At 69.0% G+C, this 24,019-nt stretch carries 20 protein-coding genes; 18 read left to right on the top strand and 2 right to left on the bottom strand.

Annotated features, from left to right (window positions below; genetic code table 11):
• Positions 1-15: 15 nt before the first annotated feature.
• A complete protein-coding gene (locus RIU97_RS07995) occupies positions 16-1,371 on the bottom strand; it encodes an MFS transporter (RefSeq protein WP_404954594.1) in 1,356 nt (451 codons plus the stop codon).
• Between the two features lie 325 nt (positions 1,372-1,696).
• Here RIU97_RS07995 and RIU97_RS07990 point away from each other — a divergent pair, with 325 nt between their 5' ends.
• The 3 genes from RIU97_RS07990 (at position 1,697) to RIU97_RS07980 (ending at position 4,436) form a co-directional block, all read left to right on the top strand.
• Positions 1,697-2,146 carry a DUF6027 family protein gene (locus RIU97_RS07990; RefSeq protein ID WP_404954592.1) on the top strand — a complete coding sequence of 150 codons (450 nt, stop codon included), beginning with the start codon at positions 1,697-1,699 and terminating at the stop codon, positions 2,144-2,146.
• Between the two features lie 293 nt (positions 2,147-2,439).
• Complete coding sequence (locus RIU97_RS07985) at positions 2,440-3,423, top strand: hypothetical protein (RefSeq protein ID WP_404954590.1); 984 nt, start codon at positions 2,440-2,442, stop codon at positions 3,421-3,423.
• The gene (locus tag RIU97_RS07980; protein ID WP_404954587.1) at positions 3,420-4,436 is read left to right on the top strand and encodes a dimethylarginine dimethylaminohydrolase family protein; all 1,017 of its coding nucleotides are present in this window, start codon (positions 3,420-3,422) and stop codon (positions 4,434-4,436) included. The genes RIU97_RS07985 and RIU97_RS07980 overlap by 4 nt, the downstream gene beginning before the upstream one ends.
• On the opposite strand, the gene RIU97_RS07975 is transcribed toward RIU97_RS07980, so the two are convergent.
• Positions 4,437-5,594 carry a sulfatase gene (locus RIU97_RS07975; RefSeq protein ID WP_404954585.1) on the bottom strand — a complete coding sequence of 386 codons (1,158 nt, stop codon included), beginning with the start codon at positions 5,592-5,594 and terminating at the stop codon, positions 4,437-4,439.
• Between the two features lie 389 nt (positions 5,595-5,983).
• On the opposite strand from RIU97_RS07975, the gene RIU97_RS07970 reads away from it, so the two are divergent.
• From RIU97_RS07970 to RIU97_RS07900, 15 genes are all read left to right on the top strand, one after another.
• Positions 5,984-6,916, top strand: coding sequence for a streptomycin biosynthesis protein (locus tag RIU97_RS07970; protein WP_404954583.1), 933 nt, complete (start codon positions 5,984-5,986; stop codon positions 6,914-6,916).
• 102 nt (positions 6,917-7,018) lie between these two features.
• A complete protein-coding gene (locus RIU97_RS07965; protein WP_404954581.1) occupies positions 7,019-8,695 on the top strand; it encodes a B12-binding domain-containing radical SAM protein in 1,677 nt (558 codons plus the stop codon).
• Positions 8,692-9,756 (top strand): sulfotransferase family protein, encoded by a 1,065-nt coding sequence (locus RIU97_RS07960; RefSeq protein WP_404954579.1) that lies wholly within the window; start codon positions 8,692-8,694, stop codon positions 9,754-9,756. Before RIU97_RS07965 ends, RIU97_RS07960 begins: the two co-directional genes overlap by 4 nt.
• 41 nt (positions 9,757-9,797) lie before the next feature.
• Positions 9,798-10,544, top strand: a complete 747-nt coding sequence (locus tag RIU97_RS07955; protein ID WP_404954577.1) for a class I SAM-dependent methyltransferase — start codon at positions 9,798-9,800, stop codon at positions 10,542-10,544.
• A gap of 39 nt (positions 10,545-10,583) precedes the next feature.
• Positions 10,584-11,057 carry a rubrerythrin family protein gene (locus tag RIU97_RS07950; protein ID WP_404954574.1) on the top strand — a complete coding sequence of 158 codons (474 nt, stop codon included), beginning with the start codon at positions 10,584-10,586 and terminating at the stop codon, positions 11,055-11,057.
• Complete coding sequence (locus tag RIU97_RS07945; RefSeq protein ID WP_404954572.1) at positions 11,050-13,047, top strand: methyltransferase domain-containing protein; 1,998 nt, start codon at positions 11,050-11,052, stop codon at positions 13,045-13,047. The genes RIU97_RS07950 and RIU97_RS07945 overlap by 8 nt, the downstream gene beginning before the upstream one ends.
• Positions 13,044-14,390, top strand: coding sequence for a sulfotransferase (locus RIU97_RS07940; protein WP_404954570.1), 1,347 nt, complete (start codon positions 13,044-13,046; stop codon positions 14,388-14,390). Before RIU97_RS07945 ends, RIU97_RS07940 begins: the two co-directional genes overlap by 4 nt.
• Positions 14,387-14,860: an adenylyl-sulfate kinase gene (locus RIU97_RS07935; protein WP_404954568.1), complete on the top strand. Its 474-nt coding sequence runs from the start codon at positions 14,387-14,389 to the stop codon at positions 14,858-14,860. Before RIU97_RS07940 ends, RIU97_RS07935 begins: the two co-directional genes overlap by 4 nt.
• On the top strand, positions 14,860-15,795 hold the full coding sequence (gene cysD / locus RIU97_RS07930; protein WP_404954566.1) for a sulfate adenylyltransferase subunit CysD: 936 nt from the start codon (positions 14,860-14,862) through the stop codon (positions 15,793-15,795). The genes RIU97_RS07935 and cysD overlap by 1 nt, the downstream gene beginning before the upstream one ends.
• Complete coding sequence (locus RIU97_RS07925; protein ID WP_404954564.1) at positions 15,795-17,045, top strand: sulfate adenylyltransferase subunit 1; 1,251 nt, start codon at positions 15,795-15,797, stop codon at positions 17,043-17,045. The genes cysD and RIU97_RS07925 overlap by 1 nt, the downstream gene beginning before the upstream one ends.
• The gene (locus RIU97_RS07920) at positions 17,042-18,460 is read left to right on the top strand and encodes an FAD/NAD(P)-binding protein (protein ID WP_404954562.1); all 1,419 of its coding nucleotides are present in this window, start codon (positions 17,042-17,044) and stop codon (positions 18,458-18,460) included. The genes RIU97_RS07925 and RIU97_RS07920 overlap by 4 nt, the downstream gene beginning before the upstream one ends.
• Positions 18,461-18,738: 278 nt before the next feature.
• The gene (locus tag RIU97_RS07915) at positions 18,739-19,845 is read left to right on the top strand and encodes an ATP-grasp domain-containing protein (protein ID WP_404954560.1); all 1,107 of its coding nucleotides are present in this window, start codon (positions 18,739-18,741) and stop codon (positions 19,843-19,845) included.
• A gap of 39 nt (positions 19,846-19,884) precedes the next feature.
• On the top strand, positions 19,885-21,246 hold the full coding sequence (locus tag RIU97_RS07910; protein ID WP_404954557.1) for a sulfatase-like hydrolase/transferase: 1,362 nt from the start codon (positions 19,885-19,887) through the stop codon (positions 21,244-21,246).
• A gap of 148 nt (positions 21,247-21,394) precedes the next feature.
• On the top strand, positions 21,395-22,762 hold the full coding sequence (locus tag RIU97_RS07905; RefSeq protein ID WP_404954554.1) for a DUF6002 family protein: 1,368 nt from the start codon (positions 21,395-21,397) through the stop codon (positions 22,760-22,762).
• Positions 22,763-22,920: 158 nt separating this feature from the next.
• Positions 22,921-24,009, top strand: a complete 1,089-nt coding sequence (locus RIU97_RS07900; protein ID WP_404954552.1) for an alpha-hydroxy acid oxidase — start codon at positions 22,921-22,923, stop codon at positions 24,007-24,009.
• Positions 24,010-24,019 lie beyond the last annotated feature (10 nt).

The raw sequence follows: 24,019 nt of genomic DNA, 5'->3' as shown, positions 1-24,019 counted from the left end.
TGCTGCCGGTACACGTCACGGGCCGCCAGTCCCTCGGCCCGCCTCGCGTACAGATCGATGAGTGTCGACTGCAGTTCCCTGGGAGTGAGGGAGGGGGCCGGGGCGGTGCTGGTTGAGAGGTGCACTCCTGGTAGTCCCTTCTACGGCGTGGGAGTCCGAACGGGTGGTGGCCACGGCGATCCCCGCCACCAGGAGGGTGGCCAGGAGGAGGTACTGCCCGGGTGCTGCCGTGCGATCGCCCCCGGCGAGGGCGCCGGCCACCAGAGGCCCGAAGCTCGCGAGCGTAGCGCCGAGTTGATAGGTGAGGGCCAGCGCCGAGTAACGGTGCCGGGTGGGGAACTGCTCCACGAGGAAGGCAGCGAAGCCGCCGTATACGGCCGCGTGGCCGATGCCCATGGCCAGCAGGAAGGTGAGCGCGGTCAGGGAGCTGTTCCCCGAGGTCAGCCAGTGTGGTGCGGGCAGCACCACGATGGCGCACACGGTATACCCGAAGAGGATGATCCGCCTGCGTCCGAGCCGGTCGGACAGGAGGCCGAACACCGGGAGGAGGACTGCCTCCAGGAGGGCTCCGGCCATCAGACCGTTGAGGAGTTCGGACCGGGCGCCGGGCCGGCCGGAGGCGTAAGCCGGCAGGTAGACCGAGTACGTGCTGACGATCATCGCCAGGCCGAGTGCGGCCAGTGCTCCTTTCAGCAGCTGTCGGGGTCGCTCCTTGAGCACACCGGTGATCGGCACTCTGGACAGCCTGCCGCCGCTGCGTTCCCGGACGAACTCGGGGCTCTCGGCCACTTTGAGGCGTACGGCGATGCCGACGGCCACCAGGACGGACGAGGCCAGGAACGGCAGTCGCCACCCCCAGGAGAGGAGCTCCCGGTCGGGCAGCAGCGCGACGAGCGAGATCACCCCGGTGCTCGCCGCGAGGCCGAGCGGAAAGCCGGCTGCCGGGAAGCTGCTGAACAGACCACGCCGGTGCGGGCGGGCGTGTTCGGTGGTCATCAGTACCCCGCCGCCCCATTCGCCGCCGATCCCGATTCCCTGGATCAGGCGGAGAGTGACGAGAAGGACGGGAGCCCAGATGCCCACCTGCTCATAGGTGGGAAGAACACCCACGAGAAACGTTGCCCCGCCCATCACCAGCAGGGTCAGTACGAGCATCGACTTGCGGCCGATGCGGTCGCCGAAGTGCCCGATCACGGCTCCACCCAGCGGCCGCGCGATGAATCCGGCGGCGTAAGTGGCGAATGAGGCCAACGTGGCGGTCGTGGGGGACTGCTGAGGAAAGAACAGGGGCCCCAGTACCAAGGTCGATGCGGTGGAGTAGAGGTAGAAGTCGTACCACTCGATGGCGCTGCCGATGGTGCTGGCAAGCACGGCTCTGCGCGCCTCTCTCCCGGAGCCGGTGGCATCGCTTCTGATCGGGACGGTGACGCTTTTCAACGTGCTGTTCCCATCTGTCAGTGGGGTGCCGGCACCGGCAACGCGAGGGGCGTTCGGGGGGCGCGGAGAGGGGTGCGTGGTGCGAACCGGCGCCCGAGACCGATCTCGGTCGTGCAGCCAGAGAACCACTGGTGTACCCGTCCGCCTGCCCTGTGTCCAGCGGGACCGGGCCGTGCCGGCCGGGCCCGCAGCCGTGCTTGCGTGGCCCGGGCGATGACGCGAGGATTGCGCGGACCTGGCGTACCGGAGAGGAGTACCGGTGGGTGATGAACCAGCCCTGCACGACCTCTGGACCGATGAGGAGGGTCACGACGTCGTGCGCCTCCGGCGGTGGAAGGGCACCTGGGAGAAGGACGACCCCCACGCCAACTTCAAGTCGGACGTGGTCGGTTACGGGCTGCTCGATCCGCTCGAGACCGTGCGGGGGATGTCCCGCAACCTCGATCTTCCCGTAGGAGCGATCGCCCGGTACGTGCTGGCCAAGTGGGCGACCGGAGGCAGTGGCGGGTTGCTTGAGCTGGGACCGGTCATGGTCCACCGGCTCTGGGCCCCTGTTGAGGAGGCCGAGCGGGTGGGCACCGACGAGCAGCGACTCCTCGCTTACCACCAACTGAGGCAGATGCTGTCGTGGCTCAAGCTTCCGCTGGACGACCCGAGCATCTATCCGCCGCAGGCGGGGGACGAGGACTTCGACCCCCCGCAGGGCTGAAGCCCCCTGTCAGACAGGGATGTTCAACCGTGGACACTCCCCGGTTGAACGCCCGTAGGTGAATCGTCACTGAAATGGCGGAGGCCACCATGCACACGTCCGGTCACTATGACCATGTCGTACTGGTGTCGATCGACGGACTGGGCAGCGAGGAGCTCCCGGGTGACGGCCGGTCCCCGCGTGGGCCCGCAGACCGCGCAGGGGCACGGTCGCCCGGAATGGCGGCCTTGGCCGGACTCGCCGACCGTGGTGCTTGCTTCACGAACGTGATAAGCGCCGCTCCGGATTCGACCGTGTCCCACGGTGCGCTCTTCACCGGCCGGTACCCCCTGCACAACGGACTCCACGACGTGATGAGGGGCACGCTTCGCGCGCCCTCGGTGTTCACCCATGCTCGTCGCTACGGCCGCCGCACCGTGCTGATGACCGACTCTCCTGTCGTGCTGAACCCCGGACAGGGCTTCACCCGGGAGGTCGACACCTATCTGATCGGGCAGGACGACGCATTCGTGGACGCGGTTGTGGGTGCGGATTCCACGCTCGCCTGGGCGTACCTCGGCCCGGTCGAACCGGCGGGTGCTGTCGCGGGAGCTGGCGGCGACGAGGGTCGGAGCACGTATCCGGTGGCTGTGGAGCAGTTCATGGCCCTGCGATTCGCTCCCTTCGTGGAGCGTCTGACCGACCGGGTCGCCGCGTTGGGGAGGCGGCTGCTGCTGGTCGTGGTCGCGGGCCACGGGCGGCGGTGGACCGGACCACAGGACGCCGTAACGGGCGCGCCCGGGGAGGGGGTGCTCACAGAGGCGGTACTTCGGGTCCCCCTGATCATTGCCGGGGACGGGGTCGTCCCGGGCCGGCACTGCAGGCGGATCCGCACGGTCGATGTGGCCCCGACCGTGCTGGAACTGGCGGGCCTCCCCGTCTCCGTCACCGGTTTGTTCGACGGGCAGTCCCGCGCATCGGTGGTGCTGGGAAGGCAGGACCTCGGCGATGACGCCCCGGCTCTGGCGGGTTCGTACGAGCAGGACCGGGTGGGGGAGGTCGGGTACCTTGACGACCTGCGGGTGGTGCGGTGGAGCTCGCGGGGCGTCCCGGAGCCCGAGTCCGTCCGGACGGAGCGGCTCGACGGGGGCGGAGTGCCGCGGCCCGACCCCGGGGCCGACGCGGCGGACGTCCTGACGATGCTCGACGACCACCGCGGCGCCCTTGCGGCGCCGGGCCAGGTGACGGTCACGGAGGAGATGCGCGTCCAGCTCCGCTCCCAGGGATACTCGGTATGAGTTCCCGTGCGGCGGACGCGTTGCCCAGCACGCTCGGGGGCGTCGGATGGACACCGCGTGAGACCACCCATGCGGCCGAGGTGGACGCCGGCCGGGTGTGGTCCCGCTGTGGATACCGCTCGGAGGTGGCGCCCCTGAGGACAGTGCTGCTCGCATGGCCGCCCGACAGCATCGCCGCGGTGACCGACGCGCGGGAGCAGCTGATGACGACCCCCGTGGACCTGGGGCGACTGCGGGACCAGACGGAGGCGGTGGCCGCGGCATACCGGAGCCACGGGGTGGACGTGCACGTGTTCCGGCCGCCCTCGGGGGCTCCACCGAATGTGATCTTCCAGCGCGACCTGTTCCTCGTCACCCCGCAGGGCGCGGTGGTGGGCAGGACCGCCTCCCGGCAGAGGAGGGGCGAAGAGCGGTACGCGACCACGGCTCTGGCCGGTGCGGGCATCCCGATCCTGCACACCGTCCGGGGCACCGGCACCTTCGAAGGCGCCGATGCCCTGTGGGTCGACGACCAGACCCTTGTCGTCGGTTGCGGGTTCCGCACGAACGGGAGCGGCGCGCGTGCCGTGGCGCAGGTACTGCGAGAGCAGGGGGCGGACGTCGTGCCCGTGCCGTTGGGGCCGGGGGTGCAGCACCTGCTGGGATCCGTCGTGTTCGTCGGCCACCGGCGGGCCGTGCTGCGGGCGTCGGCGGCGACCGAGCCCCTTCGGGAGGTGCTGCGGGCACGGGACTACGAGCTGCTGGAGTTCGAGGACGACGAGGAGGTGGTGTACGGCCGGAGTCTGAACGTGGTGACGCTCCGGCCCGGCAAGGTCCTCATGCCCGACGGCTGTCCACGAACCAGACGCAGGCTGGAGGCGAGGGGGCTGGAGGTGGTCGTCGTCGGGGTCGGTGAGTACGTGAAGGCCGCCGGTGCGCTCGGCTGCCTCACTGGCATTCTCGAACGTGATGACCGGAAGGATGCGACGAGGCAGGAGACCGCCGGTCACTGCCCGCCGAACGGGGAAGCGTAGTCAGCCGGTTCGGGGAGGCTGTGTCAGCGGGGTGCCCTGGTGCTCGTGCGGATCGGCCACGAGGTCGTACAGCTCGACGGTCTCGCTGCCGACGGTCCATATCACCTTCTGCCGTTCGTCGTCCCGGGCCAGTCGTACGGCCTTGAGCGGCAGCAGGTCCGGGTACTCGCCCGAGGCACGGCGTTCCTCGGGGTAGTAGGTCTCGCTGTAGGCCGGCCGTGAGGGGCCGCTGCCGGTGGTGAGGAACTCGCCCAGCGAGGCGCCGTCGGTTTCCTGCTCGGGCAGTTTCAACCGGTCGAGGACGGTGGGAGCGATGTCCACGAGTCTGACCTGGCTGCCGACCTCGGCGCCGCGTGCGATTCCCGGTCCGCTGACGATCAGCGGGACGTGCTGGGTGGTGTCGAACAGCAGGCAGCCGTGTCCTTCTTCATAGGGGTGGCCGAGCTCCCCGGAGTGATCGTTCGGGTACCAGCCGGCCAGGTCCTCACCGTGGTCGGAGAAGAGGACCACCAGTGTGTCCTCCAACGAGTGCCCCAAGTCCTCCATTTTTGACAGGAGTTCCTGGAGGTAGTGGTCGCTGTAGGCCACTTCGCCCTCGTAGGGGTTGTCGACCGGCACACCGAATTCCTCCGGCGGCTCGTAGGGCCAGTGGGCGTCGAAGAAGTGGGCGAACAAGAAGAACTCCTGGCCGGGTCGGAGTCCGGAGAGCCACTCGACGGCCCGGTCGACCACCAGGGGCGCCCGCTTCAGGGCCAGCCCCCGCATCTTCACGTCGCCGACGGTGAGGGGGTCGCTTCCGTCCGGGAGCCGGGGGATCTCGTCGTCGTAGAAGTCGAAGCCGCGGTCCAGGCCGTACCAACGGTTCAGGCCGGGGCAGGAGACCACGGCGCCCGTGGCGTGGCCGGCCTCCTTCAACTGCTGGGCGAGCGTCGGGACGTGCGGCTTCAGCTGCTCCCTGAACAAGTGACGGATGCCGTGCCCGGCGGGCTGAAGTCCGGTGAAGACGCTGGCGTGACTGATCGGCGTGAGGGGGGCCGACGAGATGGCCTGGCGGAATGTCACGCCGCGACGTCGAAGAGCCTCGATTCCCGGCATTCGGCCGGAGTACGCGACATCCGCGCGCACCGTGTCCAGCGAGATCAGCAGAACATTCGTCATGAACTCTTCTTCCAGGTCAGTTGTGGTCCGGTGGCGGTGTGAGCGGGTGTGACGCGGAAGCGCCCCGCGTTCTGGAGTGCGGTCGAGCCGACGGCGCGTCGGGGCGAATCCCGTACCCGCGCCGGAGGGCGGGGCTCCCCCATGCGGAACGGCCGATCAGCTGAGACGGGAGGGACGCCGGGGATAAGACATAGCGGCCATAGGCTTGGTGGCGTAACCTCCCTACCTGCTTCTCTAGTTGGCAGGCCAGCCGCCGTCAGGGCAATCTGGCGATCACCCTTGGCGGTAGCGCGTACTCAGGCAATGGGGACGATCCCGTGTATGTGGGGGACTAAGTGAGTAAAGATGGTGGCAAACTTCCGTGTCCGGACGGCGTCCACATCATTCCCGTGGGCTCCCTGATCACTGCAGACTCGCCGAGACTGTCGGGTGAGAGCCGGGAACACATCGACCTGCTCCTTTCCTCGGATGACGAATTACCGCCGATACTCGTCCACAGGCAGACGATGCGGGTCATCGACGGCGTGCACCGACTGCGTGTCGCCGTCCTGAGGGGCGAACGCGAGGTCCAGGTCCGGTTCTTCGACGGTGGAGACACCGAGGCGTTCATCCTGGCCGTGCAGTGCAACGTCAGACACGGATTGCCGCTCTCGCTGGCCGACAGGACCGCCGCCGCAGCACGGATCGTCACCACCTGTCCGCACTTCTCGAACCGATCGATAGCCTTCTCGACGGGGCTGTCGCCGAAGACCATAGCGGCCATTCGAAGGCGTGCAAATGGTGACCATCCCCAGTTGAACGCGCGTGTGGGCCGGGACGGCCGGATCCGGCCGGTCGACTCCTCCGACGGCCGCCAGCGCGCGGCCCAGGTGCTGGAGGAGGATCCGGACGTCTCGCTGCGGGAGCTCGCCAAAGCCTCCGGCGTTTCCCTGGGTACCGCCCGCGACGTCCGTGAACGGTGGCGGGCCGGTAAGGATCCCGTTCTCGCCGGCACCCGTCGTACGTCTGGCCGCAAGGCGAGCGAGGGGGCGGCCCACGTCGTCGCCGCCGGACGCCGGATGGTCGGACCCGGCTCCGACCCGGACCGGGCGGTTGCCCTGCAGAACCTCAAGAAGGACCCCTCCCTCCGCTTCTCGGACACGGGCCGGATGTTGCTCCGGATGCTTGACGCACAGGCCCCCCATGCGGAGAAACTGAAGGGACTCATCGCCAGTGTTCCGCCCCACCGGGCCGATGTGATCGCACAGTTGGCCCTGGATCTCGCGAAGTCCTGGCATGAGTTCGCAGAGGAATTGCGCAGCCGGGTCGCCGAATCCGCGTGATGTCGGGCGGGCGGCACCGGCCTTTACCCGACTTCGAGTCTGTGTCAGGCTCTCCGGAACCAATCCGCTGCCTGATGCAATTTCATCCGAGAGGGATTGTTCATGGCGCGTAAGTCCCTGGCCCTGGAACTCTATGTAAACGCCGACGACTCCGTCGATCACCGGTACATGCACCAGATGCGGGAACAGGACATCACCCCGGTCTCGACCGATCCGTCCCTTCCGCGCTTCACGCTCGTCGTCGGCCCGTCTCCGTTCACCATGCCGCGCGGCTGGGAGTTCTTCCTGACCTCGCCGTACGAAGGTGCGACATACATCTCCACGGTGCTGCACAACGCCGGCTATCCGGTCCGGATCGTCGACGTGCGGTACGACCTGGACCCGCTCCAGTCCGCGTACGACCAAATCGTCGGTCAGACCGATGTCATGGGGCTGTGCACCTTCGAGGACAACTTCCCCTTCTGTCGCGAGCTGATGGCGAAGGTGAAGGAGGCCGAGCCCGATGTGCCCATCATCTGCGGCGGGTCGCTCGCCACTTCCGTTCCGCACATCTTCATGGAGAGCACCGCTTGCGACGTAGCGGTGATCAGCGAGGGTGAAATCACCATCCTCGAGCTGATGGAGAGCTGGGCCGCGGATCGTTGGGAGATCGACCTTCCGAAGATCAAGGGAATTTGGTACCGGGACGGCGAAGGCAAGCACAAGCGCACTCCCGCCCGCGGGCAGATGATGGACCTCGACTCGCTGCCGCGCATGCGTCTGGACCTGTGGCCGCAGGCCAAGAGCCCGATGGGGCTGCAGCCGCAGATCATTTCCTCGTACAGTCGCGGCTGCAAGATGGACTGCTCGTTCTGCTACCGCACGACGCCGCAGGTCCGAGCCAAGTCGCCGGAGAAGATGGACCGCGACATGGCCTGGCTGAAGGACCAGTACAACATCGACTTCAGCTTCTTCGTCGATCTGACGTTCAGTTCGCACCGCGGCCAGACCCTGGAGATCTGCGACGTCATCAAGGACCACGACATCCGCTGGACCTGTCTGACGCGGTGCGCGGACATGGACGCGCCGAGGGCCACCGCGATGCGGGACGCCGGCTGCGACATCATCCTCTACGGGGTCGAGTCCCTGGGGAAGGACGTGCTGAAGGAAGCGCGGAAGGGCAGCAGTGAGAACCTGACCGTGAGGGCGATGAACACCACCTTCGACGCAGGCATCAGGTTCGGCTCCCTGCTGATCGTCGGGCTGCCCAACGAGAGCGAGGAATCGCTCGGCCACATGGTGGAGTTCGCCGAGACGTACAACCACGTCACCCGGGTCAAGTACCTTTCCGCCATGCCCGGCACCACCGTCTACCAGCAGGCCCTGGCGTCGGGCACGATCCGCTCGGAAATCGACCACCTGAACTGGCTCTCGGTCGAACAGGCCCTGCACGAGGACGAATTCCTCAACGTCAGCGGTCTGGCCGAGAAGTCCTGCCGGGACGCCTACAAGCGCATCTACGATGCCTACCAGCCCGGTCCCGTCATGGACTTCAAGCACTACCCGGAGAACTTCCAGTACTTCCATCCGCAGCCGGAGGACGGGCAGGAGCGTTCCACTTCCTACGCCGGAACCCAGTGGCGCAGCAGGTGGAGTTCCGCCGCGGGCCCCCTCGTGCCGACCTCAGACCGGTTCACACTGGACAAGACCGCCAGCCCCGAGGTGGCCGCGGCGGGCAGCAGCCTCATGGAATGCGGAGCGAAGCGCTTGCAGAGCAAGGTCCCCGCGAGCGCGCGATGACCGAAGGACCCACCGATCCCATTCTTCTCATCGGCACCGAGCGCTCGGGCTCCAATCTGCTCCGGTTGATCCTGGACGCGCACTCCCGGATTTCGGTCCCGCACCCGCCCCATTTCGTGCGCTTCCTCTCGCCGGTCCTCTCCACCTACGGAGACCTGGCCGTGGAGCGAAACCGCCGCAGTCTCGTCAAGGACGCCCTGGGGCTCCTGGACCGGCACATCCATCCGTGGCCCCACGCGATCGACGCCGATCGCGTGGTGGCCACGGCCCCGCCGACGCTCTTCGGTGTGGTGGCGGCGATCTACGACGAGTACCGGTTGGCGGAGGGCGCGCAGCGATGGGGGTGCAAGAGCACCTTCATGGTCGACCACGTGGACGAGGTGCTCGCGGACCGTCCGGGGGCCCGGTTCATCTGGCTGGTGCGGGAGCCGTACGACGTGGCGGCATCGGCGAAGCGCTCGGTCTTCGGACACTGCCACCCGTACCGCATGGCCGGACTGTGGCGGGACCAGCAGGAGCAGGCGCGCTCCGCTCTCGTCCGCTGGGGTCCGGGAGTCGTGCACCGGCTGCACTACGAGGACCTGGTCTCGCAGCCGGAGAAGGAACTCCGGGAACTGTGCCGTTTCCTCGGGGAGCGGTTCGAACCCGCGATGCTCCAGCACCACAGGTCGGCGGCGGCGCAGCGCACGGCGGCGCTGTCACGGTCCTGGAGCAGGGCCGGCCGCCCCATCGGGGTCGACCGGATCGGTTCCCACCGCACCGGCCTCACCGAGAGGGAGCGCCTCCTCGTGGACAAGGTGACGGGACCGCTCAAGCAGCTGCTCGGATACCCGGTCGACCCGAGGGCGCCGCACGTCCGCGACCCGTCACGCCTGGACGTCGCGGTCCGCTCGGCGGTGGCGCGTTGTCGGGTGGAGTACCGCTCCCTGCGCGAAGACGAGAACTACCGCCTCCGGCTCAGCCGGGACCTCTACGTGCGCCGACTGCGTGTGAGGTCCCTGGCGCGCAGGGCGCAGCCGGCCGGCCGGGCGGCCCATGACATCGCGCCGGCCGGTCGGTAGCGGAACGGACAGGGGCCGCCAGGTCCCGGAACGGAATTCCTGTGACCATTAGCCAAGACGACGTGACCGGGCACTTCTCCGCTCGGGCCGCCACCTACGACCGGTCGAGCTCCTGGTGCACGGACGAGGAACTGGGCCGTCTGGTTCTCGATGCCACCGGCCCGCGGGGCAGCGATCGGGTCCTCGATGTCGCCTGCGGCACAGGACTGGTCTCGCGACTGTTCAGCGGACGGGTGGCCGAGGTGGTCGGCGTCGACATCACACCGGAGATGGCGGAGCAGGCCAAGCCGCATCTGGACCGTCTGGTGATCGCGCCCGCCGAGCATCTGCCCTTCGAGGACGACGAGTTCGACATCGTGGTGTGCCGGCAGGGCATTCAGTTCATGGACCTGCCCGAGGCCGTCGCGGAGATGGTCCGGGTGGTCAGGCCGGGCGGGTCGGTCGTCGTGGTCAACCTGTGTGCGTACGGGGCCGACGACCGAGAGGAATACTTCGAAGTGCTCCGCCTGCGCAACCCGGTCCGGCGGCACTTCTTCCTGCCCGAGGACCTCCGCACCGTGCTGCACGACGCCGGATGCTCCGAGATCGAGCTGCGCCGGTACGTCTCGGTCGAGGACGTGGACGTCTGGTCGGACAACGGAGCGATCGGAGAGGACCACCGGGAGTCCATCCGCGCGGCCTATCGCAGGGCGTCCGGGGCGTTCCGCACCCTGCACGCCGTGCGGGAGGAGAACGGGACGTTCGTCGACCGGATGCTGTTCGTGGTCGCGGCGGGCCGTAAGCCCTGACGCCCGCACGGGATCCCCCCTCGCACGCCAAGGAGTTCAATGGTCCAGCCGAGTGACGGCCTCGCCGTCGACCTGCGCACCGTCCTCGCCGCAGAGGCGACGGCGGTGCAGCGCTACAGCTACTTCTCGCACATCGCCGAGATCGAGGGCCAGGGAGAGATCGCCCGGGCCTTCAGCGAACTGGCGGAGAGCATCGCATGCGTCGCCCACGGCCACATCGACGCGCTCCAGGGCATCGCAGACCCCCAGACCGAAGCGACCGTCGGTGAGACGCGGCTCAATCTCGCAGCGTCCATGGCCGACGTCCTGCACGAGGCTCACGAGGTCTACCCGCGGCTCGTCGCCACGGCGCACGAGAAGGGGCACCCCGACGTGGCGAGCTGGCTCACCACCCTCGGCAGTCTCAAGCGATCCCACCTCGCCAGGTTCCAAGGCATGCTGGCCGCCCTGGAGGCCCCGAGCCCCGCCGCGCCCGCGGCGGACGCCGCCACGAAGGGAGACGCAGATGACTGACGAACTGCTCGTGGCCGACGCGCGGACCGAACGGTACGACGCCTCCTCGATCGTGGTGTTCTCCGGCTTGGAAGCCGTACGCCGCACGCCGTCGATGTACATCGGCTCCACCGACACCGACGGGCTGCACCACCTCGTCTTCGAGCTGCTCGACAACGCCGTGGACGAAGCGGAGGCCGGACACTGCCGTGAGCTGTCGGTGGTCATCCGCCAGGATGGTTCCTGCCTGGTGGCGGACGACGGCCGGGGGATCCCGGTCGATCCGCATCCGGAGACCGGCCGGCCCGCCGCCGAGGTGGTCCTCACCACGCTGCACGCGGGCGGCAAGTTCACCGGCAACACGTACTCACGCTCCGCCGGTCTGCACGGAGTCGGCCTGTCCTGTGTCAACGCCCTGTCCGAGTCGCTGCGGCTGGACGTCTGGCGGGACGGGTCCCACCACTGGCAGGAGTTCTGCCGGGGAGAACCGAAGGCGGATCTCACCTCCGGCCAGGCCGACGACGCGGCCGGGGAGCGGCGGGGCACCACCATCACCTTCCGCCCCGACCCGCTGATCTTCCGGACGGGCGAGTTCTCTGCCGCGACCATCAGCACGAGGCTCGAAGAGGTCGCTTTCCTTCACCCCGGCTTCACCACGCGGCTCACCGATGAGCGCACGGGGCGGCACGACGAGTTCCGCTTCACCGGAGGCGTACGCGCCTTCCTCGAGCACCACAACCGGGACACCGTCACCGTCCACGAGGAACCTGTCGTGGTCACCGCCGGTACCGACGACGCCGCCTTCGACCTCGCCTTCCAATGGACCGAGCGGTACACCGAGGAGATCCGCGCCTTCGTCAACGGCGTGCGCACCGAGCAGGGCGGTGCCCACGTGGAAGGTCTGCGCACGGCACTGGCCGCGGTGATCAACCGGTACGCCGCCGAGCGGGGCATGCTGGACGCCCGTATCGGCGAGCGGATCACCACCGTCGACATCCTCGAAGGCCTGACTGCCATCGTCTCGCTGCGCATGGACACCCCCCGGTTCGATGGACAGACGAAAAGGCGGCTGCAGAGCCCGGAGGTCGGCAGGTTCGTCCAGGACGCGGTCGAGCGGGAGTTCTCCGCCCTGATGGCCGCGGACGAGGGCCTCGCCGGTCGCGTCGTAGCGCGTGCACTGGACGCGACGAGGGCCCGTATCGCCGCTCGCATGGCCGGCCGCACAGCCCGCTTCCAGAAGCGTGAACTGTCCATCGACTACGCGGTCTACCAGCGGCAGTTCGGTACCAGGTCGCGCAACTGGCACGAGTCGTGCAGCTGGCTGACCGACGAGGAGCTGCTCGCGCGGCACGCCGCGCTGTGCGCCGTGCCGCGCGACGCCAGGATGCTGGACGTCTGCTGTGGCAGCGGGGTCGTGGGCGCTTCCTTCAAGGACAAGGTCGGCGAGAGCATCGGCCTCGATCTGACGCCCGAGATGGTGGAGCTCGCCTCCACCCGGCTGGACCGGGTCGACCAGGGCACCGTGTACGACCTGCCCTATCCGGAAGCCAGCTTCGACCTGGTGGTCACCCGGGAGGTGCTGCACCTGCTGCCTCAGCCGGAGAGGCCGCTGTCGGAGATCTTCCGGGTGCTGCGCCCCGGAGGCCAGTTCATCGTCGGTCAGATCGTCCCGTACGCCGACGAGGACGCGTACTGGATGTACCGCATCTTCAAGAAGAAGCAGCCCCTGCTGCACCAGATGTTCAGCGAACCGGAGTTCCGTCAGCTGCTGCTCGGGGCCGGCTTCACCGATCTGGTGGCGGAGGAGTACAGGCTCTGGGAGTCGATCGACCTGTGGATCGACACCCACGAGACCACTCCGGCGGCCCGCCGGGAGATCCAGCGGCTTTACCACCAGGCACCCAAGGAGGTCCGCGACGTGCACCCCTTCGAGGTGCAGGCCGACGGCTCGATCCGCGACCAGTGGCGGTGGTGCGTCTACTCGCTCAGGAAGCCGGGTGGTGCCCGGTGACCCTCCATGTCCCCACTGCGGCACGGCCCGAAGTCGCCGGGCGACTGGCGGAGTTGCGGCGTCTGCGCGGGCCCGCCGTCGCAGATCCCACCACCAGGGTGCGCGAGGTGGTGGTGATCGCCAGTAGCTCCCGCGGCGGTTCCAGCATGGTCGCGGAGATGCTGCGTACATCGGTCTCGCTCCTGCACCTCCGGGGAGAGATCAACCCGTTCCTGCGCATGGTGGGGCTGGGGTATCCGGACAGTGGCGCGATGTCAGACCGCCTGGACGCGGCAGATCTCGCGGGACTGGGCCCCGAGCTGCGCGATGTGCTCGAGCGGGAACTCGCGCTGGAGATCGGAGTGGCCGCCCCCGACGGCACCGGCACGGCCGGGGACGAACAGTTCGCGCTCGACGTGGCGGCCCGGCTGGTCATGCAGTGGCCCGAGCTGCCCTTCGAACCACACGCTCTGTACGGCACCGTGCGCACCGTGCTGTCGCGGCACGCCCCGGCCGGCATCGCAGGCCTGTCGGGCCTGCACCGCTTCCACCTGGATCTCCTGCAGGAGCTCGGCCGCCAGGGGCTGATGGCCGACGGCTGGTTCTACGATCTGCCCCGACGGCTGCTCCAGGGGGCGATGGCCCGTCCCGCGCCCGCCGGCGCCCCGGGGGCGTCCCTGTTGGAAGAGCCGCCGTTCATCGTGCCCACCCCCTGGCGGCGGGCTGACTGCGAGGCCCTGGCGCAGCGGCCCTTGGTGATCAAGGCTCCCAGCAACGCTTACCGGTTCGGGTTTCTCCGTGCGCTCTTCCCCAACGCGCGGTTCCGCGTCGTCCATCTCACGCGCAACCCGGCCGCCGCGGTCAACGGTCTCCATGACGGCTGGCTGCACCACGGCTTCCATGCCCACCGAATGGACCGGCGCCTTGGGATCGCAGGCTACGTGGAAGGGCATCCGGACAACCAGTGGTGGTGGAAGTTCGATCTGCCGCCCGGATGGCAGGAGGTCACCGGCGCCCCGCTCCTGGAAGTCTGTGCCTTCCAGTGGCGCAGCGCCCACCAGGCGGTGCTCGACGACCTCGACGACCCGGCAGTGGCGCGGACGACCATCCGGTTCGAGGACCTGACCGGCGAGCCGGACCGGCGCCTCGCGACGTTCGAGGGGCTGGCCGACTGGCTCGGCATCCCCCTCGAGGGGGAGTTCCAGCGTGCAGTGCGTCAGGGCATCGGGCCGGTGGTCGCCACGCGGGAACCCCGCCCTGGGCGGTGGCGGGACCGCGCGGCGCGGATCGAGGCCGCACTCGACCCGCGGACGCTCGAGACTGCCGAGCGCCTCGGCTACACGGATCCGGCGGAGTGGACATGAGGGCCCGGTGGTACTGCACCTGCCGGCCCGGGACCACTGTGTGGCTCACTGGTGCGCCCGGCCCGGACAAGAAGGCCCTCGTCTGTGCCGCAGCCGAGGAGCTGGAGAAGATGCACCGCCGCGTCGAGGTCCTCGACGCCGACGGGCCGTGCCCGGACCGGGGCCGGACGGACCTCGACCGTAGGCTCGCCGCACGGCGGACCGGCCGGATCGCGCAGGTCCTGGCGGGCAGTGGCGTCACCGTGCTGGCCCTGGTGTCCGAACCGTCCGAGGAGGTCCGTGCTCAGGTGCGGAGTTGGCACGCCCGGATCGGCATAGCCTTTCTGGAGGTGCACGTGGCGTCCGGGGCTGCAAAGGCCCCCGATCCGCCCCGGCAGGCGGCGCCCGACCTGCTGATCGAGGCTCATCGGCAGTCGGTCGTGTCGTGCGCGGGCAAGCTGCGCGGGCTGCTGGTGGAAGGGGCGGCGTGATGCGTGAGGTCGCGGCCACCGACCGTGGGACGCACACTCGGTACGCGCTCTCGCACCTCGACGTGCTGGAGTCGGAGGCGGTGCACATCCTGCGGGAAGCCGCAGGGGAGTTCGAGCGCCCGGCGATTCTCTTCTCGGGCGGCAAGGATTCCATTGTCATGCTGCACCTGGCGCTGAAGGCCTTCGCTCCCGCCCCCCTGCACGTGCCGCTGCTGCACGTGGACACCGGGCACAACTTTCCCGAGGTCATCAGACACAGGGACCGTGCGGTCGGGCGGCACGGGCTGCGCCTGCACGTGGCCTCCGTGCAGGAGTACATCGACCGGGGGGAGCTGCGCGAGCGCCTCGACGGGACCCGCAACCCCCTGCAGAGCGTGCCCTTGCTCGACGCGATCGCCCGGCACCGTTTCGATGTGCTCCTGGGCGGGGGACGGCGGGACGAGGAGAAGGCACGCGCCAAGGAACGCGTGTTCTCGCTGCGCGACACCTTCGGCGGCTGGGACCCGCGGCGGCAACGGCCCGAGCTGTGGCAGCTGTACAACGGCCGGCACGCGCCGGGTGAACACGTCCGCGCCTTTCCCTTGTCCAACTGGACGGAACTGGACGTGTGGCAGTACATCGCCAGGGAGCGGATCGAACTGCCCGAAATCTATTTCGCGCACAGGCGAAGCGTCTTCCGCCGCGAGGGGATGTGGCTCGCAGCGGGCGGCTGGGGAGCCCCCCGGGACGGCGAGATCGTGGAGAGCAGAGTGGTGCGCTACCGGACCGTCGGAGACATGTCGTGCACCGGAGCGGTCGATTCCTCGGCGGACACCGTAGGAGAGGTCATCGCGGAGATCACCGCGTCCCGAGTGACCGAGCGCGGCGCAGGCCGTGCCGACGACCGGCTGTCGGAGGCCGCGATGGAGGACCGCAAGCGCGAGGGATACTTCTGATGACCGTCCACACCCTGCGGCTCGCGACCGCGGGCTCCGTGGACGACGGCAAGTCGACACTTGTCGGCCGCCTGCTCTACGACGCCAAGACCGTGCTGTCCGACCAGCTGGAAGCGGTCGAGGCGGCCTCCTCCAAGAGGGGGGATGGATTCCTCGATCTCGCGTTGCTCACAGACGGACTGCGGGCAGAGCGGGAACAGGGCATCACGATCGATGTCGCCCACCGCTACTTCGCCACCGTGCGCAGGAGGTTCATCCTCGCCGACACCCCCGGCCACGTGCAGTACACGCGCAACATGGCCACAGGTGCGTCGGACGCCGAGCTGGCCGTGATCCTGGTCGATGCCCGGAAAGGCATCGTGGAACAGACCCTGCGGCACGCCGCGATCGCCGGGCTGCTGCGGGTGCCCCATGTCGTGCTGGCCGTGAACAAGATGGATCAGACGGGGTACGCGCAGTCGGCGTTCGAGCGCATCGTCGAGCAGTTCACGGCTGAAACCGCCCGGTTGGGCATCCAGGGGATCACCGCGATCCCGGTCTGCGCGCTCGACGGGGACAACGTGGTGGAGGCCTCCGGCCGCATGCGCTGGTACAGCGGACCCACGCTGCTCGAACACCTGGAGACGGTTCCGGCCGGTAGCGACCCCGCAGACTCCCCGGCACGATTCCCCGTGCAATACGTCATCCGGGACGCGGGCCACCCCGGGTACCGGGGATACGCGGGCCGGATCGCCTCGGGTGTGCTGCGCGTCGGTGATCGGGTCGTGATACTTCCCTCCGGCCGCTCGAGCGCCATCGAGGACATCGACGTACTCGGCAGGCGCGTGGACGCCGCCTGGGCGCCGCAGTCGGTGACCCTCCGGCTCGCCGACGACTTGGACATCGCGCGCGGGGACATGATCGCACCTGCAGACGCCGCACCCACGGTCACACGGCATGTGTCCGCGATGGTCTGCCACCTCGACGACCGACCACTGCGCGTGGGACAGCGCGTACTGGTGAAGCACACCACCCGCACGGTGCGGGCCCTCGTAAGGGCGATCCCGTGGCTTCTGGACCTCGACAGCCGCTCCCGGCGGCCAGAGCCCGCCGAACTCGCCGCCAATGACATCGGGCAGGTCCTTCTGGACACGGCCGAGCCGTTGGTCCTGGACGCCTACGCGAGCTCGCGGCGGACCGGCTGTTTCGTGCTGATCGACCCGTCGGACGGCTCGACGCTGACCGCGGGCATGGCAGGCGGGGCGACATGACCGGGAAGCGCAGGACGCGTACCGTCGCGGTGGTGGGAGCCGGTGCGTCCGGCGCACTGACCACAGCCCGGTTGCTGGAGGCTGCCGAGGCGTCAGGGAGCAGTGTCCGGATCCGGCTGATCGATCCGTCGCCGACGACGGGGCACGGGGTCGCGTACGCGACCGCCGAGCCCAGGCACTTGCTGAACGTTCCTGCAGGCGCCATGAGCGCCCGTCCGGACCGGCCGGACGATTTCCGGGCATGGCTCGCCGACCGCCTGCGCAGGCCCGTCGAGGGCGGAGAGTACGTGTCGCGCGGGCACTTCGGGGTCTATCTGGACGAGCACTTGGCCGGCGTCACGGCGGGCGCAGAACGCGGCAGTGTGGTGAGACAACACGAACGGGTGGTCGAGATCGCCCGGGCGGCCGGCGGACTGAACCTGGTCTGCGCCTCCGGAGAGAGGATCCGTGCCGACGCCGTGGTGCTTGCCACGGGCTCCGCGCCGGCCGGAACGTCCAGGCCCGGCGACCCCTTCACCTCACCGCGAGTGATCCGGGACCCCTGGAGACCGGGCGCACTCGACGAGGTGCGGCCGGACGCCGATGTGCTGCTCATCGGAACCGGGCTGACCACGGTCGACGTCGCTCTCGCCCTGGCGCGGCCCGGACGGGTGATCCACGCGGTGTCCCGCCACGGTCTGTTGCCCCGGCGACACCGGCCGGCCCCCTCACCCGTCATTCACCCGCCCGCCTACGCGCACGCCACCGAACTGCGGGAACTGCGCCGCATGGTCCTGCGTCACGCCTCTGTCTGCCGACGTCTCCACGGTGACTGGCGGCCGGCCGTCGACGCGCTGCGGCCGTGCACCTCCGCCCTGTGGCAGCGGATGTCACTCGAGGACCGGCGCATCTTCCTGGAGGAGGACCTGCGTCTGTGGGAGGTGCACCGCCACCGGCTGCCGCCCCAGACCGCCGACTGGCTGGCCGGAGCCCTCGACCGCGGCATCGTGAAGGTCTATGCCGGGCAGGTCGACAGGCTGAACCATGCGAGCGGCCACGTACGTGCCCAGCTGTCCGGAAACCGATGGTTGTCCGTCGGTGCTGTGGTGAAATGCACCGGATTCCAGCACGACGTGTGCGCGTCCGGCGACCCTTTGATCCGCGGGCTGTTGAGAACCGGTCTCGCGCGCGCCGGGCCACTCGGCCTCGGTCTGGACTCGAACCCGGACGGCAGGCTGGTCCCGCCCAGCGGCGAGGAGCAGGCACCGATCTGGACCGTAGGCGCATTGCGGCGGGGAAATCTGTGGGAGACGACGGCCATTCCGGAGATAAGGGTCCAGGCTGCGAAGGTCGCAGCCCTGCTGGCGTCCCGGACCCCTACGTTTCCAACTGCTGTGGAACACAAGGGGAAATGTGTCGTCCCGACACCGCGGTGAGCGGAAGTGCGGTCCTTGTCGGCCGTTCGGCGGTCCGTTAACGTACCGCGCTACTGCATCTTGGTGAGGAGAGTAATTCCTTGAACAGGCGGGATCTCGGGACAGCCGCAGAGCTGGATTCCCCCGGGACGAACAAGCCGGCGTACGTCATGTGTCTTTGGCAGCCCAAGCTCGCCGAATACCTGCTTTCACGGGCTCGCGTCCATTTCATCCTCTTCGATGTGGAGCACGTTCCGCCGGACTCCAGTCTGCTGGCACGCGCGGAGAGTTTCCGCGTGGTGAGTGACTTCAACGCTCTGGAGGAGCTGGCCACGATCGCGGCGGACCTGCGCCTCATCGATCCGGCCATCGAGAAGGTGCTGAGCTTCGCGGAGCTCAGTCAACTGGGCGCCGCTTCGGTCTCCGCGATGCTGGGGCTGCCTGTGGATCCCGCCGGCCAGGTCGCGGCGCGGGACAAGCGCCTGATGAAGAAGTTCGTCCGGGAACACGCCGTGCGCACCGCGGAGTTCTGGTCCATCCCCGTTCCCGGGGACGCCGACGCCGTGCGCGCGGTCGCGGGCCAGGTCAGCTTCCCGGCCGTCGTCAAGCCTGCTGCTGGATCAGGCACGGAACACACCGTCCGGGTGGCGGATGCGGCGGAACTGGCGGCTTTCGCCGAGCGGTTCGCGGTGGTCCCCGGCCTGGACTCACGCCAGTTGATCGTCGAGGAGTTCATCGAAGGGACCGAGCTCCACATCGACGCCTTCTGGGACGGCGACGAGCCGACGTTCTTCCTCGTCTCCGAGTATCTGACGCCGACGCTCGACGCGATCAGCGGCGATGTCATCGACGGCAGCCGAGTTCTGAACCAGGAGGAGCACGGGGCCCTGTACGAAGAACTCCTGGCCATGAACAGGACAGTGAACCGTGCCCTCCGCCATGACGCGGAGCGCTCCGTGACGCACATGGAGGCCTTCCGCACCCCCTCCGGCGATCTGGTGTTCTCGGAGATCGCCACCCGGATCGGTGGAGCCTGGATCCCCGCCGTACTCTCGCAGGTACTGGGAGGGCAGGACGTCTGGGCAGCCATGGTCGACGCGCTGATGGACGGGAAGACGATCGAACCCCGCCCGACCGCGCCCTTCCTCGCGGGAGTCCACATCCGTGCGAAGCAGCCGGGCGTCATCACCGCGCTCCCGAGCGAAGAGGAGTTCCTGGGAACTCCCGGAGTCCTCGACTACGAGATCCGCTGCGACGTCGGCGACACACTGCTGATGGACTGCGCTTCGGAATGGTGTGCCTTCGTGGTCATCGGCGCCGATTCCCAGGAACAGCTGGACACCCGCATCAGAACGGCGACCCAGCGCCTGCGCGTGGAGACGCGCGCGCTCACGGAGTCCTCCTGACACGTTCCGACCGCGCACCGTGCCCCACGGAGGGATCCCATGTACGACCACATCGTGCTCATGTCCATCGACACTCTCCGGGCCGACGGCATCAGTGCCAACCCCTTACGGTTGTGGCCGGACACCTACCCAGGGCTCAGCGCGCCCGCCACACCGGTACTCGACGACCTCGTGGGTCAAGGCGCGTTCTTCGCCAACTGCGTGTCGGCGGCGCCTTACACCTCGGCGTCCCATGCCACCCTCCTCAGCGGAAAATGGCCGCTGAGGCACGGGGTCTTCGAGTTCTTCAACCGGACCCTCACCACCGAGACGCTCTTCACCCGCGCACGGCGCGCCGGATACGCGACGCTGCTCAAGAGCGACTTCCCGCTGATCCTCGGCCCGACACTGGGGTTCGACAGGGGAGTCGACACCTTCGTCGTCGAGGACGACGAGGCCTATCTCGCCTCCCTGGCCGCGACGTCCCGCTCGGTCAGCCTCGTTCACTTCGGCGGCGTCCACGTGCCGTACGGATTCCACAACCTCCGTTACGGCGGCGACGCGTACCGCACCAAGCTGACGAAGCTGGAGGCGGACCTCGGCCGGCCCGATCAGCTTCCCAAGGACCAGCTGATCGAGACCTACCGCGACGAGGAGGACCTGCGACACCTGCTGCGCTACAAGCGGATCGTCCAGGAGCTATGGCAGGCGGACCGGGCAGAGGAGATATTCGGCCTCTATCTGGAAGGCATCGAGCACTTCCTCGCGACGCGTTTCGCTCCGTTCCTCGAAAGACTGTTCGCGGCCACGGCAGGCCGTCGCACCCTTGTGGTCCTCTTCGGCGATCACGGCGAGGAGTACGGTGCCGACAGCTTCGGGCACTTCAACAGCGTGACCGAGGGCGTCCTGCGCGTGCCCTTGCTCTTCCTCGGTGACGACGTGGCCCCCGGGTGTCACACCGGGCGCGTCCGGACGGTCGACGTGATGCCCACGATCGCCGCGCTCATGGGCGATCTGCAGACCTCCCACCTCAAGCTGGACGGCGCCTCCTTGGCGCCGACGGTCCGCGAGGCGGCCCCCTATCCCGTACGGCCGGCCTTCGCACAGGCCTACGTGGCCGACACCGTCAGGTCCATCGACTTCCAGCAACAGCTCCTGAACAAGGAGGCGGGACCGGGCGGCCTGCCCCACCTGCTGGCCAAGGAAGTGGTCTGGGACCGGTCGTACCGGCTGACCCGCGAACTGGCCGATTTCAGCGACTACTTCGGCTCCGGTGGTCTCGGGCCGATCGAGCCGGTGGTGCGCCTGGAACGCTTCGACGAGGAGGAGAAGCCCCGGCCGTACGAGGACCCGACGGTGGAGGCGCAGCTCCTGGGGCTCCTCGCCGACTACAACACCCTGTCGGGCAACCCCAGGAGCTGAGGGCGGGCAGAGACGGGGAGCGGGGCGGACGGCCGCGGACGCCGGGACGGGCCGTCACCTCAGTACGTCCGCCGCGGACCGCGCGTTGCCCCGCCGAACCAGCGCAACCACCGAATCGAGAGCCGACCAGCCGAATAGGAGCCATGTCATGCCACTGGACGTCATCGAAAACGTCCTGTCCCGTTTCCATGGACGAATAGCAGCCTCTGTCGAGGACCTCCTGGCGGTGATGTCGAGCTGGCCCGTCGATCACTTCCAGCCCGCCTGGGAGCTCCCGGAGCGTACCCCTGCCCTCGATTCCCTCTTCGCGCCGGCGACGCTCGCGGCGTCCTCGCTCGGGGAGTACAAGGGCCGGCAACTCCTCTTCCTCGACCTGACCGGCAACCCCCGGACCCGCACCACCAAGACGTTCGGTTCGCTGGCCATCGTCGCCCGCGCACTCCGGCACATCGATACGACCGGCGAGCGGGTCATGCTGGTGACTCCGTCGTCGGCCAACAAAGCGGTCGCCCTGCGCGACGCGGTGCTGCGCGCCTACGAGGCAGGCCTCGCATCACCCGACAGCCTGCGTGTTGCCGTGGTGGTCCCCGATTCCTCGCTGCAGAAGATCTGGGACTCACCCCTGTCGGGCGATCCGGGTCTTGCCGAACCCAATCCCATCGCGCTGTACGACGGGCCCAGGAGCGAGGACGTCAAGGACATCACCACCGCGGCCGTCACCCAGGTCGCCGACGAGGTCCTGCAGGACACGGGCTTCCGGATCTGGTACTCCCTCGATCCGAGGAACTACATGCTGGCGGATGTGGTGCGCGCGTTCTTCGAGGAGGAGGCACTGCCGCCGGGTGACCGCACGCGCTGGCACGCGCACGCGGTGTCCAGTGGCTACGGATTCCTCGGGCACGATCTCGGCGCCCGGTCCCTGCTGCGGGAGAACCCGCAGCGTCGGGGAGACACCCGGTACCTGCTGGTGCAGCACCTGGCGACGCCCGACCTGATCCTCGGTCACCGGGCCGCCGCAGACGCCTACCAGGTGCCCGAGTACGCTCCGGAGCCGCAGACCGGGCTGTACCGGCAGGTTGGTGCGGGCCATCCGAACTTCCCGGCCGTCTGCTACTCCCCGACCGAACAGGTGGAGGCCACGTTCTACACTCGGCAGCCGGCCACGACACCCCTGATCCGGGACTTGATGACCCGGCACGGCGGCGACGGCCTCGTGGTGTCACTGCCCGAGTGTCTGGCCCGCTACCAGGAGGCCCGGCGTCTGTTGGCGGCCGGGGGCATGACCAGGTTGCCGCTCGACCCGAGGCGGCTGCGGGAGTGGGCGATGGTGATGGCGACGGTGGGCGCGTTGACCGCCATCGACCGGGGCCTGGTTCCGGAGGACGCCGAAGTGCTGGTGCACGGCTCGGGCGCCTATTCCGAAGGCGAGTACGAAACGCCGGACCCACGACAGCTGCACTCCGTGAGCACGGCCGACGACGTCGCCCTGCTGCTCGGCAAGGCCGCCCGCCGCTGATCCAGGGCACGGCCCGTGCGGTCATGCCGCCAACGAGAGGATGCCCCTCACCTTGAACAGCTGCTTCGTCAGACCGCACGGGTACGCCGTGCCGGCCGGCCCCGGTCGGCAGCACGGTCGGTACCGCCGACGGGCGCAGGGCGTGGACCGTGCCACCCTTGGCTGAGCCGTTGACCGACGAGTCGATCGCCGGGGCCCGCGCGGCGTTCCGCACGCTCGAGCAGGTGGAGCGGGCCGCTCGACGGCGGATGCCGGCGCCGGTCTGGGACTTCCTCGCTGGTGGCTCGGGCGCCGAGGACACGCTGCGCGACAACACGGCAGCCTTCGACCGCTGGCGTTTCCGGCCCCGCGCCCTGAGCGGGATGCGGAGCGTCGGCATGAGCAGCGAACTGTTCGGCAAAAGCATGGCTGCGCCGCTCCTGGTGGCTCCGTTCGCCCCGGACGGCCTGTTCCATCAGGACGGATTCAAGGCGGTCGCGGCCGCCTGCGAGGCGGCGGGGCTGGCCGCGGTCGCGCCGTCCTCGTGCTCCTTTCCGATGGAGGAAGTCCGGTCGGCGGGGGAGTCGGCCCGCTTCTTCCAGCTTCCACCGACCGAACCCGACGTGATGCGCTGGCTGATCGAACGGGCTGAGAAGGCCGGCTACGAAGCTCTGTTCGTGACGGTGGACCAGCCGGTGATCGGCTGGCGCGAACGGGTCAGAGCCGGTGACTTCACCTTCGACCAGAGCCTGACAGGCGCCAACTTCGCTGTGCCGGGTGGTCCCGGCCGTGCTCCGGTGCTGGGCTCGGGATCTCGGTGGCTCGACTGGACCTGGGAGACGCTGTCGAGCCTGCTGTCCCGGTCGTCGCTGCCGTTCGTGGTGAAAGGGGTGCTCACTGCCGAGGACGCCCGGGCTGCGGTGCGCTTCGGTGCGGCCGGGGTGGTCGTGTCCAACCACGGCGGCCGCCAGCTGCACAGTGTGCCGGCCACCTTGAGGCAGCTCCCCGAGGTCGTCGAGGCGATCGGAGGCAGTGTCCCGGTGCTGCTCGACTCCGGGCTGCGGCGCGGCAGCGACGTGGTCAAGGCGCTCGCGCTGGGGGCCGACGCGGTGCTCATCGGTCGTGCTGCGGCCCACGGCCTGGCGGCCGGTGGCGCGTCCGGCCTGCTGCGGACGCTCGAGCTGTTCATGGAGGAAATGACGACGGTGCTTGCGCTCCTCGGCCGCAATCCGCCGCAGCTGACACCCGAGGTGCTGCAGCCCTCGTGACGGTGCGCGG

The organism is Streptomyces sp. 147326, from assembly GCF_045000215.1.
Lineage (GTDB): Bacteria > Actinomycetota > Actinomycetes > Streptomycetales > Streptomycetaceae > Streptomyces.
The sequence above is the reverse complement of the archived record's forward strand: the minus strand, read 5'-3'. Positions and strand labels throughout refer to the sequence as shown.